General features: G+C 33.9%; 12 protein-coding genes and 1 riboswitch. Of the genes, 10 read left to right on the top strand and 2 right to left on the bottom strand.

Annotation, left to right across the window (positions count from 1 at the left end):
- Positions 1-9 precede the first annotated feature (9 nt).
- From CVD18_RS14150 to CVD18_RS14160, 3 genes are all read left to right on the top strand, one after another.
- Positions 10-609 carry a bifunctional precorrin-2 dehydrogenase/sirohydrochlorin ferrochelatase gene (locus CVD18_RS14150; RefSeq protein ID WP_103866091.1) on the top strand — a complete coding sequence of 200 codons (600 nt, stop codon included), beginning with the start codon at positions 10-12 and terminating at the stop codon, positions 607-609.
- On the top strand, positions 606-1,661 hold the full coding sequence (locus CVD18_RS14155; protein ID WP_103866092.1) for an NAD(P)/FAD-dependent oxidoreductase: 1,056 nt from the start codon (positions 606-608) through the stop codon (positions 1,659-1,661). The genes CVD18_RS14150 and CVD18_RS14155 overlap by 4 nt, the downstream gene beginning before the upstream one ends.
- 211 nt (positions 1,662-1,872) lie before the next feature.
- Positions 1,873-2,193: a 2Fe-2S iron-sulfur cluster-binding protein gene (locus tag CVD18_RS14160; protein WP_103866093.1), complete on the top strand. Its 321-nt coding sequence runs from the start codon at positions 1,873-1,875 to the stop codon at positions 2,191-2,193.
- A gap of 11 nt (positions 2,194-2,204) precedes the next feature.
- Here the strand turns inward: CVD18_RS14160 and CVD18_RS14165 are convergent, their stop codons facing one another.
- A complete protein-coding gene (locus CVD18_RS14165; RefSeq protein ID WP_103866094.1) occupies positions 2,205-2,630 on the bottom strand; it encodes a cytochrome c oxidase assembly factor Coa1 family protein in 426 nt (141 codons plus the stop codon).
- A 305-nt stretch (positions 2,631-2,935) separates the two neighbouring features.
- Here CVD18_RS14165 and CVD18_RS14170 point away from each other — a divergent pair, with 305 nt between their 5' ends.
- The 7 genes from CVD18_RS14170 (at position 2,936) to CVD18_RS14200 (ending at position 11,573) form a co-directional block, all read left to right on the top strand.
- A complete protein-coding gene (locus tag CVD18_RS14170) occupies positions 2,936-3,751 on the top strand; it encodes a hypothetical protein (RefSeq protein ID WP_146052797.1) in 816 nt (271 codons plus the stop codon).
- Between the two features lie 163 nt (positions 3,752-3,914).
- A riboswitch (SAM riboswitch) is annotated at positions 3,915-4,020 on the top strand.
- Between the two features lie 216 nt (positions 4,021-4,236).
- Positions 4,237-5,238 (top strand): homocysteine S-methyltransferase family protein, encoded by a 1,002-nt coding sequence (locus CVD18_RS14175; RefSeq protein WP_103866096.1) that lies wholly within the window; start codon positions 4,237-4,239, stop codon positions 5,236-5,238.
- Between the two features lie 3 nt (positions 5,239-5,241).
- On the top strand, positions 5,242-7,941 hold the full coding sequence (metH, locus tag CVD18_RS14180) for a methionine synthase (RefSeq protein WP_103866097.1): 2,700 nt from the start codon (positions 5,242-5,244) through the stop codon (positions 7,939-7,941).
- 9 nt (positions 7,942-7,950) lie between these two features.
- Positions 7,951-8,424: a DinB family protein gene (locus CVD18_RS14185; RefSeq protein WP_103866098.1), complete on the top strand. Its 474-nt coding sequence runs from the start codon at positions 7,951-7,953 to the stop codon at positions 8,422-8,424.
- Between the two features lie 105 nt (positions 8,425-8,529).
- Positions 8,530-9,483: a methylenetetrahydrofolate reductase [NAD(P)H] gene (gene metF / locus CVD18_RS14190; RefSeq protein ID WP_103866099.1), complete on the top strand. Its 954-nt coding sequence runs from the start codon at positions 8,530-8,532 to the stop codon at positions 9,481-9,483.
- Positions 9,484-9,683: 200 nt separating this feature from the next.
- Positions 9,684-10,781 carry an acyloxyacyl hydrolase gene (locus CVD18_RS14195; RefSeq protein WP_103866100.1) on the top strand — a complete coding sequence of 366 codons (1,098 nt, stop codon included), beginning with the start codon at positions 9,684-9,686 and terminating at the stop codon, positions 10,779-10,781.
- 48 nt (positions 10,782-10,829) lie between these two features.
- Complete coding sequence (locus CVD18_RS14200; protein WP_233194555.1) at positions 10,830-11,573, top strand: head GIN domain-containing protein; 744 nt, start codon at positions 10,830-10,832, stop codon at positions 11,571-11,573.
- 75 nt (positions 11,574-11,648) lie between these two features.
- On the opposite strand, the gene CVD18_RS14205 is transcribed toward CVD18_RS14200, so the two are convergent.
- Positions 11,649-12,096 (bottom strand): IS1595 family transposase (locus tag CVD18_RS14205; protein WP_146052785.1); only part of this gene is annotated, 448 nt, incomplete at its 5' end.

The following is a 12,096-nucleotide window of genomic DNA, read 5'->3' on the forward strand; positions in this document are numbered from 1 at the left end:
GCAGAAGTGATGAATGAAGAAGGAAGAAATAATTTATATCCTGTTTTTTTTAAAACAGAGAACCTAGAAACTTTGATTATAGGGGGAGGAAATGTAGCAGAAGAAAAGCTAACGTTCTTATTAAAATCAAGTCCCGATTCCAGAGTGACGATGGTATCGCCAATGTATAGAGAAGCTACCGAGGCATTGGCTCAAAAATTTGGGATAGAAATGATAAAAAAAAGATATCACAAACGTTTTCTAGAAGGAAAACATATTGTGATAGCGACTACAGATATTCCTGAAGTCAATTTGCAGGTATATCAAGACTGTAGAGAGCAAAGTAAATTGGTTAACGTAGCGGATAATCCACCATATTGTGATTTTTATATGGGAGGAATTGTAACCAAAGGCAATGTAAAAGTGGCAATTTCTACTAATGGAAAATCGCCAACTACAGCCAAGCGTTTACGTCAATTTTTTGAAGAAGTAATTCCTGAAAATATTGATGACCTAGTTAACAATTTAAACGAATATAGAAAAACAATAAAAGGTGATTTCGAAGAAAAAGTAGAAACACTAAATGAATTTACTAAAGGATTAATAGGAAAAAAAGAAGTTGAAAAATGATTAAGACTGATATTTTAATAATCGGAGCAGGACCAACAGGATTATTCACTGTTTTTGAAGCAGGATTACTGAAACTAAAAACACACCTTATTGATGCCTTACCGCAACCAGGAGGGCAGTGTTCAGAAATATATCCCAAAAAACCAATATATGATATTCCTGGATTTCCAGAAGTACTGGCAGGAGATTTAGTAGACAACTTGATGGAGCAGATAAAACCTTTTGAACCTGGATTTACACTAGGGGAAAGAGCCGATACTATAGAAAAATTAGATGACGATACATTTGTGGTGACTACCAATAAAGGCACAAAACACAATGCGCCAGTAGTTGCAATAGCAGGTGGATTAGGTTCTTTTGAACCAAGAAAACCACCTATTCCAAATATTTTGGATTTTGAAGATAAAGGAGTAGCGTATATTATTCGTGATCCAGAGGTGTATAGAGATAAACGTGTTGTGATTGCAGGGGGAGGAGATTCAGCTTTGGATTGGTCAATATTTTTAGCAGATGTTGCAAGTGAAGTAACTTTGGTACATAGACGTAACGAATTTAGAGGAGCCTTGGATTCTGTAGAACGAGTAGCAGAACTTTCTAAATTAGGGAAAATAAATCTAATTACAGAAGCAGAAGTAAAAGAACTAAAAGGAGAAGATCATATTACTGGATTAGGGATAAAACATAAAACAGAAGGTGATATTACTGTAGATACAGATTACTTTATTCCATTATTTGGTTTATCGCCAAAACTAGGACCAATTGCAGATTGGGGATTAGAGATTGAGAAAAATGCAATCAAAGTAGATAACTCATATGATTATCAAACAAATATCCCAGGTATTTATGCGATAGGTGATGTGAATACATATCGAGGAAAACTAAAATTGATACTTTCTGGTTTTCATGAAGCAACACTTATGTGTCAAAGTGCATATCAGAGAATACATCCAGACAAAAAATATGTGATGAAATATACAACTGTTGGAGGAGTAGAAGGATTTGATGGTAGCAAGAAAGAAGCTAAAAAAGAAGTTGTAAAAGCAATCAATTAATAAGAGAAGACTTTGTTTTAGACCTCACAGGACCTGTGCCCAAAATAATTTTAGGTATATATCTTGTGAGGTCTTTGATTATAACCAATTCTCAAAATGGCATGACCAAACTCTGAATTGAATTATTTTTGGTTAAGCTAAAAAAAACGATTTTAGTAGACGGTTTCATTTTGAGAAATGGTATTATATTTGCAGTAAGAAATAGAAAGATATGTCAGATATTACTATAAAAATAAAAGATAGAGAAGGGGTAGTTCATGAAGTATTGGCCCCAACAGATATGGCTATGAATCTGATGGAAGTCTGTAAAGCATACGAATTACCAGTAGAAGGAACCTGTGGCGGTATGGCCATGTGTGCATCTTGTCAATGCTATGTATTATCTGAACATCAATTACCAGAAATGGGGCAAGATGAAGATATGATGCTAGCAGAAGCCTTTTATGTAGAAGATAATAGTAGGTTAGGATGTCAAATTCCTATTACTCCAGAATTAGATGGGTTAGAAGTAGAACTCGCGCCAGAAACATAAATAATTGTAAGCTACTCAAGGATTTTGATAGTCTCTTTTGTGGGCTTTTTTATTCTAATTGTAATTTTTTGATAGCTCCAATTTTCGTTGGTTTTATTAGCAATAATATCCATTTTTGCTCTTCCCTTAGTACCTTTTACACCTATAGTTAGAGCAACTGAATTGTTGTTGTTTGAATAGGCAACCTCACCTTCTAGCAGGCTGAGAAAATCAACAGATTTTAGTGCTCCTATTTTTTCGATGACCTGTTCATTCTTCTTAGCTTTTAATAAAGCATTTTCTACAAGATCAGGTTGCAAGTAAACAGCACCATATCTTAATGTAGCATCACCAGTCATCATAAAAAATAAAACAATACAGCTCAATATTCCTGTAGTCGGAAATACCCACTTCCAGTTTTTGCTCCACCAATTTTTATTTAAAATATCTGTACTCATAAAAGAACGCTAATTATTGTCTACTATAGACATAGTATAATAGCAGCTGTTGCAAAATTAGATACAGTGTTTTTGTTGAATGTTCAAAAAGAAAAAAATAATAATGCTAATGAAGTAATAGATTTTTTGTGAATGATTAACTTCGGGAAAGAGCGTGTTATTCCTGAAAATAAAGGGTGTTTTATCCCTGTTCTAGTATGAGTTGTTAATGTATTTTTAAATGACTTTACTAATAATAGATGTTATCACTATTTGTAGAGATGATACTAGGGGATATAAAAGTTAACACGACAAAAATTATTAACATGAAGATTAAAGCTTTTCAATTAAAATTAAACATTTTTATGTTACTCTTCATAAGTGTTTTATTACTTGTGAATTGTGAAAAAGAAGATATATATGAAAATGAAGACACACCAGAGTCTTCTATAACAGAATTACAGGAAAAACGCCTTGATTCAGTGTTAAAAGCAATTCCTGATAAAATGATCTCAAATTTAAGTGGATATTACAAAGCCAATGATGGAGGACATTATTATATAAGACATATAGGTAATAACGTATATTGGTTCGGAGAACACCCTACAGGAAATTGGGCAAATATATTCAAAGGAGAGTTGGTTGGAAATAAAATTACAGGTTACTTTTATGATCTGCCAAAAGGGAGGGTTGCAGGAAAAGGGGTATTGAAATTATCTATTCTTTACAATGGAGTAGTTCTTACCAAGGATTCTGGAAATAATTTTGGAGGTTCTCTCTGGGTTAAGACTATAAAGCCAGCAAATTTACCTGGTATACGCCCTGCTGGATTTGGAGTTAGAAATGACATTAATAATATAACAGGTAGGTGGATAGGAGATGATGGAGGGTATTATTACATCAGGCAAATTGGCAATCGGGTAGTTTGGTTTGGTGAGCGTAATTTTGTGTCAGGACAACCAACATGGTCAAATGTTGCTTACGGGAGTCGTTTTTATAGCCAATTATGGTTGGATTGGGTCGATGTGCCTAAAGGAAGCATAAATAGTAGTGGCATATTAAGAGGGAGTATTGATAGTGCAAATTATATCACAAAAGTACATTCTACAGGCGGCTTCGGAGGCTTAAGCTGGAGGAGATAATAATTAAATGATACGTAAAAGAGATTGTCTTTTATTTAGATAATCTCTTTTTTTTGTAGTAATAAATAAAATTGAGTTAATAAACTTGCATAACAAAAGGCTATGCCTTTTATTTGTAGTCAAATAACCAGTAGTAACTGTTAAGTTCATAAACTTATTTTTAATGTTATCAAGAAAGGTGGAGGGATTAGACCCTGTGAAACCTTAGCAACCCTTTATCTTATAAAGAAGGTGCTACATTCTATCTCATATTTGAGAATAGATAACAAAGATATATAGTCTTACTATATTTTCCTTTTACTTTTCTTGATACATATACTTAACTCTTTAATTTAGATAAAGAACCAAAGCGCTTTTTGATATTTCCGTTTAGGCAGAAATCTGTAGCGTATGATTGTTATATGTGATATGTTAATAATTTCAATATTGATGAAAAAATTATGACGCAATTACGTCTGACCGTCAAAAAAAATAAATAGAAAAAGATGAAAGACATACAAAAAATATTAGAAGAAAGAATTCTTATTCTGGATGGAGCAATGGGAACTATGTTGCAACGCTATAAATTTACCGAAGAGGATTTTAGAGGAGAAAGGTTTAAGGATTGGTCTGTTCCTGTTCAGGGAAATAATGACTTACTAAGTATCACTCAACCAGAAGCGTTAAAAGAAGTGCATCGGCTTTATTTTGAAGCGGGAGCAGATATTGTAGAAACCAATACCTTTTCTGGTACTACAATCGCAATGGCAGATTATGAGATGGAAGAGTTGGTGTATGAACTAAATTATGAATCAGCAAAAATAGCAAAAGAAGTAGCCGATGAATTCACTGCAAAAGAACCAGGTAAACCCCGATTTGTTGCAGGGTCAATAGGGCCTACAAATAGAACAGCAAGTATGTCTCCTGATGTTAATGACCCAGGGTATAGAGCAGTAACTTTTGATGAATTAAGAATAGCGTATAAACAACAAGTCGAAGCATTAATAGATGGGGGATCTGATATTTTATTGGTAGAAACTGTTTTTGATACATTAAATGCCAAAGCAGCCCTCTTTGCTATAGAAGAAGTGAAAGAAGAAAAAAATATAGATATTCCGATAATGATAAGTGGTACGATAACAGATGCAAGTGGGAGAACACTTTCTGGTCAAACGGCAGAAGCATTTTTGATTTCTGTATCTCATATACCAATGCTTTCTGTAGGTTTTAATTGCGCATTGGGAGCAAACCAATTAACACCTCATTTAGAAGTTTTAGCTCAAAAAGCAAACTTTGGAGTATCTGCACACCCTAATGCTGGTTTGCCAAATGCATTTGGAGAATATGATGAAACACCAGAAGAAATGGCAGAACAAATCAAAGAATATTTAGAAAAAAATCTAGTCAATATTGTAGGAGGATGTTGTGGTACAACACCAGAGCATATTAAGGCAATTGCAGATTTAGCAAAAGAATATAAGCCTAGAGTTGTAGGAGTTACTGTATAAAAGATGAGTAGTAAAGAAGAAAGAAGATACTTGAAACTTTCTGGATTAGAACCCATGATTGTTTCTGAAAACACGAATTTTATAAATGTAGGGGAACGTACTAATGTTGCTGGGTCACGCAAGTTTTTACGATTGGTTAAAGAAGAAAAATTCGATGAAGCCTTAGATATCGCAAGACATCAAGTAGAAGGGGGAGCCCAAGTTATTGATATCAATATGGATGATGGCCTTATTGATGGTAAAGAAGCTATGGTGAGGTTTCTTAATCTTATTATGGCAGAACCAGATATAGCCAGAGTGCCCATAATGATCGATAGTTCTAAATGGGAGATTATTGAAGCAGGCCTGCAAGTGGTACAAGGTAAATGTGTTGTAAACTCCATAAGCCTTAAAGAAGGGGAAGAAGAATTTATAGCACATGCCAAGGCGATAAAACGTTATGGAGCAGCAGTGATTGTTATGGCTTTTGATGATGTAGGTCAGGCTGATAATTATGAGCGTCGTATAGAAATCTCAAAACGATCCTATGATGTATTAGTCAATCAAGTAAAATTTCCTCCAGAAGATATCATCTTTGATCTTAATATTTTTCCTGTTGCCACAGGGATGGAAGAACATCGTAAAAATGCAATAGATTTTATAGAAGCAACCAGATGGGTTAAAGAAAACCTGCCTCATTGTAGTGTAAGTGGTGGCGTAAGTAATGTTTCTTTTTCGTTTAGAGGAAATAATACAGTGCGAGAAGCAATGCATTCTGTTTTTCTATATTATGCTATCAAAGCAGGGATGAATATGGGGATTGTAAATCCTGCAATGCTAGAGGTGTATGATGATATTCCTAAAGATCTTTTAGAACATGTAGAAGATGTGATTCTAGATAGAAGAGATGATGCCACAGAACGGCTACTAGATTTTGCAGAAACAGTAAAAGGAGTAAAAAAAGAGCAGACAGTAGATCTCTCATGGCGAGAAGAACCCTTGCAAAATAGAATAACAAGAGCACTAGTTAAAGGGATTGATCAATATATTGTTGAAGATGTAGAAGAAGCAAGACAGCATGTAGATAAGACTATAGGGGTCATAGAAGGTAATTTGATGACAGGGATGGATGTAGTAGGAGATCTTTTTGGATCTGGAAAGATGTTTTTACCTCAGGTAGTAAAATCTGCTAGGGTTATGAAAAAAGCTGTAGCATACCTATTACCGTTTATTGAGGAAGAAAAAAAGAATAACCCAGAGGGATCCTTATCTACAGAAAGTAATTCTAATGGGCGTATTTTAATGGCGACAGTAAAAGGAGATGTTCATGATATAGGAAAAAATATAGTTTCAGTAGTATTAGGTTGTAATAACTATGAGATTGTTGATCTTGGAGTAATGGTGCCTCCAGAAAAAATAATTCAAACAGCAATTGACGAAAAAGTAGATATTATAGGGCTTAGTGGTTTGATAACCCCATCATTGGATGAGATGGTGTATTTGGCAAAAGAAATGGAACGTAAGAACTTTGATGTTCCACTGTTGATAGGAGGAGCAACAACATCAAAAGCACATACGGCTGTCAAAATTGATCCGCAATATAAAAACGCAGTTGTACATGTCAATGATGCTTCAAGAGCAGTAACCGTAGTAGGTGATTTGTTGAATAAAAGAAGTAACCAAAAATATGTAGGAGATCTAAAAGAGAACTATAGTAAGTTTAGAGAAGGATTCCTAAAAAGAACAAAGAGAAAAGAGTACTTAACTATAGAAGAAGCCAGAAAAAATAAATATAGTATAGATTGGCAGACTTCAAGAATAATAAACCCAAGTACTTTAGGGGTTCAGGTAATAGAGGAATTTGACCTACAAAAATTAGAGCCATATATTGATTGGAGTCCATTTTTTAGATCATGGGATTTACATGGTAAATACCCCGCAATCCTTACAGACAAAGTAGTAGGAGAACAAGCTACATCTCTTTATAAAGATGCTAGAGAGCTATTGCAAAAAGTATTTGATGAAAAATTATTAGGAGCAAAGGCAATATATGGCTTATTTGAGGCAAATACGATAAATGATGATGATATAGAAGTGATTTCTGAAGAAGGTGATTTTACATTTAGAACACTGCGTCAGCAATTAAAAAAACATGCAGGAAAGCCTAATTTTGCATTAGCAGATTTTGTAGCTCCCAAAGAGAGTGGAATTCAGGATTATATAGGTTGTTTTTGCGTAACAACAGGATTTGGGACTAGAGAATTGGCAGAAGCTTTCGAGGCAGATCATGATGATTATAACTCTATTATGATCAAAGCATTAGCAGATCGATTAGCAGAAGCTTTTGCAGAATATTTGCATAAAAAAGTAAGAATAGAAGATTGGGGATATGCTAGAGGAGAAACTTTGAGTAATGATGAATTGATAAAAGAAGAATATAAAGGAATTCGACCTGCTCCAGGATATCCAGCTTGCCCAGACCACCTAGAGAAAATAACTATTTGGGAATTACTGCAAGTAAAAGAGAACATAGGAGTTGAGCTTACAGAAAGTCTGGCGATGTGGCCTGCAGCTTCAGTGTCTGGATATTATTTTGGGAACCCAGAAGCAAGATATTTTGGATTAGGAAAGATGAAAGAAGATCAAGTAAAAGATTTTTCAGAAAGAAAAAATATAGACTTTGAGTATGCCAAAAAATGGTTGAACCCTAATATTTTAGAATAAAGATAAATTATGATGGACCCTAAAGAAAGTGTAATACAATATAATGAGATTTTTGTTGGAGACCCTTGGTTTGGAGACTCTATCATGAAATCACTTGAGCATATACCTGTAGGATTTTGGGATAAAAAGCCAGAAAAAGCTTCACATTCTATCTCAGAATTGGTATACCATATTATAGGTTGGAGAAATTTTGTTATTGAAAAATTAAAAGGAAATAAAGAATTTACCATTGAGCTAAACTCTGAAAACGATTGGAGAAAAAATGTCGTAGTGCAAACCGAAATGCAGAAAGAAGATACGATAAATGAACTTAGCAAAACTCAGAATATGATTAGTAAACTACTTTTGGAAATACCAGAATCAAAAATGAATGAAAAAGTAGCTGGAGGCGAGTATACAAACAAATATATGATTCGAGGAGTGTTACAACACGATGTATATCACTTAGGGCAAATAAATATGATATATAGTCAATTGAAATAGTGAAAAAGCTAAATAAAGAAGGTTTCAAAATTAGAGCTAGATCCAAGAGAAGTTTTTAGGAGACTCTGAAGCTATATAAAATACCAATTAAGAATTATAAATGAGATGAAAGTAGTAGACCATATAAAAAAAGCAAAAGGCAAAACCTTATTCTCTTTTGAATTAATACCACCACAAAAAGGAAGAAGTATACAAGAATTGTATAATAATATTGATCCATTGATGGAGTTTGATCCTCCTTTTATTGATGTAACTACTTCTAGAGAAGAATTTATATATATTGATAGAGAGGGATTATTAGATAAAAAACTGACTAGAATGCGTCCTGGTACAGTAGGTATTTGCGCATCTATTACTCATAAATATGACGTAGATACAATTCCTCATGTATTATGTGGGGGGTTTACAAAAGAAGAAACAGAATATTTATTGGTGGATTGTCATTATTTGGGAATCGATAATATAATGGCATTGCGAGGAGATGCTATGAAGGAAGAAAAATATTTTACGCCAACAAAAGGAGGGCACTCTTATGCCAATGAATTGGTAGAGCAGATTGTAAATATGAATAAAGGTCAATTTCTACATGAAGTTATTGAAACTGATAATAAATCTGACTTTTGTATAGGAGTTGCAGCATATCCTGAAAAACATCTGGAAGCACCCTCTATGGACGCTGATATCAGAAGGCTCAAAGATAAAGTAGAAGCAGGGGCAGATTATGTGGTTACCCAAATGTTTTTTGATAACCAACGATACTTTGATTTTGTAGAAAAAGCTAGAAATGCAGGAATCAAAGTGCCAATAATCCCTGGAATAAAGCCAGTAGCAGTAAAAAGGCATTTGCAATTGTTGCCTCAAGTATTCAGGTTAGATATGCCTGATGCATTGGTAAGAGAAGTAGAAAAATGTAAAACAAATAGTGAGGTGAGGCAAGTAGGGGTAGAATTTGCAATACAACAATCTAAAGAATTAATGGAATATGGAGTTCCAGTATTACATTATTATTCTATGGGAAAATCAGATAACATAAAAAAAATAGCTTCTGCTATTTTTTAAAATGAAAGTATTGATATAGGGGTGATTTAAGCTTTTTTTAATTCGCTATAAAAAATCTTTTATACTCAAGCTTTACCTTTTTCTTACCTTGTAATACTACTATGAAGTAAGAAAAGAACTTCAATTAATCAAAAAAACAACGAATAATAACCGATCCTCATATGAGGATCGGTTATTATTTTAATTATTACTTTTGCCGAATGATAAAACGGATCTGTTTATTTATTTGTATTCTTCATTTTTATAGCTATGCTCAGACTGAATTGAAGAGGAATTATACATTAGATGTTCATAATTTTTATGGAACCATCCTTAAGCACAATCCAGATATCTCACATTTGATTACAGGCCATCCCTCTGGTGTAATTTTTTCTTTTCAACGAGAAACATTTGGATCAGAAGATTGGGAGCGATTATATAATTATCCTGATTATGGAGCTTCCTTTATATATCAAGATATGGATAATGAGTATTTGGGCGAACATTTAGGGCTGTTTGTACATTATAATTTTTATTTCCTAAAACGCTATTTGCAACTTCGAATAGGACAAGGAATAGGATACAGTACGAATCCATATGATGAGGATGAGAATTTTAGAAATATTGCACATGGATCTCACTTGTCGAGCGCAACATATTTATTGCTTAATGCAAAAAAGAAAAACATTATAAAAGGGCTTGGTCTACAAGCAGGTCTAGGAGTAATTCATTATTCAAATGGAAACTCAAAAGCTCCAAACAAAAGCACCAACACATTGTTTCTTAATGCAGGACTTACATATGCATTAGATACAGATACACCCGAGTACATAGAAAAACAAGAAGGAGACCTTAAAGGAGCAGAGCCCGTTGGTTATGGATTTGTATTTAGAAGCGGTGTTAATGAGAGCGATGTGGTAGGGTCAGGGCGTTTTCCTTTTTATACGCTTGCCGCTTATGCAGATAAGAGATTAAATAAAAAAAGTGTTATACAATTAGGAGCAGAAATCTTTTTTTCTAAAGCCTTAGAGCGCTATATAGATTTTAGAGCAGTAGGAGGGTTTAATGATGGAACTACAGGAGAAGAAGACTCCAAGCGAGTAGGGGTATTTCTTGGTCATGAGTTGAGAGTAAATAGAATCTCTGTATTAACACAATTTGGGTACTACGCGTATTATCCTTATGATTTTGAAGGACAAACATATTTGCGAGCTGGAGTTCAATATTATATTACCAAAAATATATTTGGCTCGTTGACTGTGAGATCCCATGCTGCCAAAGCTGAAGCTATGGAGTTTTCTGTGGGATATAGATTATAAAAAATAATAGGAGTAATTTTTCAAAACCTTTTTTAAAAAGAGATAGTGGTGAGATTTATAGGGATACTAGTAGTGTTGTTTTTACTTGGGTGTGATTCTGAGAATGCTTCAGATTGTTTTCAGCGAACAGGTACTATTGTAAGACAAGAAATGGAAGTCTCAGACTTTACAAGGATTTTGGTGAATCCAAATATAGAAGTAATAATCAAACAAGGAGACAGTACCTCAGTAATTATTGAAACTGGAGACAACTTATTAAACGAAGTCTCTGTAGTAGTGCAAGAAGGTCGTCTTATATTGAGTAATACAAATGAATGTGGTTTTTTTAGAAGTTTTAATCAAACCAAGATGTATATTACCGCTCCACATATAACCGAAATAAGAAGCGGTACGCAGTTTGATATTTCATCAGAAGGGGTGTTAGCGTATCCATCATTAAGATTGTTGTCTGAAGATTTCGGGGAGAATACAGAAACAACTACAGGAACTTTTACTTTAATGGTTGATGCAGAGAATATAGATGTGGTGGGAAATAATATAGCTTCCTTTTCTATCAAAGGGCAAGTACAATCATTATCTGTTAATTTCGCTTCAGGAACAGGAAGGTTTGAAGGGGCTGACCTCGTGGCTCAACATGTTCATGTTAATCATAGAGGAACAAATAAAATTATTATAAATCCTCAGCAGTCTATCAAAGGACAAATACGAAGTACAGGAGATGTGATTGCTATTACAAAGCCTCCTGTTGTTGAGGTAAAAGAGTTTTTTATAGGAAAACTCATATTTCAATAACTGTAGTATGCCCTTATAATGTGTAAATACATTATATGAATTTTTAAATAGCCTTTCTTTTTTTAAGGCTCTAGTTTATAATTGCGTTGATATTAGTTTTTGATATTGTGCTTCGATATTTCTGTAATTCTTTATAGCGTTAACATCTAGGACAGTTTTTTGTACAAATAGCAGCGCCTTATCCTTATTGTTTTTGAGTTGCTCTTTGAGTTTAAACCAATTTAGGTACTGCTGCAGGTATTTAGTGGCTACACCCCAAAAAGCATTATCAATCCATTTTTTTATTCTATTGTGGGTAGAATTGACATGTTGTATATGGTATATTTTGTCTTTTACCCGTTGTTTTATAATTCCTTTGAGTGGATGATGTTCTATGTTTTGGTCTTTAGCAAAGCCTTTATAGCTCACATGAGCATCACTGCAAAGAATCGTCTGGCTTGTATTAATGCGATCTCCAATAGCCTTTTGTATATCACTTTTCTTGATACGCCCCATAGTTGCAACTGTCAAATCCAAACCTGAT

The sequence above is a fragment of the Aquimarina sp. I32.4 genome, from assembly GCF_002924285.1.
Lineage (GTDB): Bacteria > Bacteroidota > Bacteroidia > Flavobacteriales > Flavobacteriaceae > Aquimarina.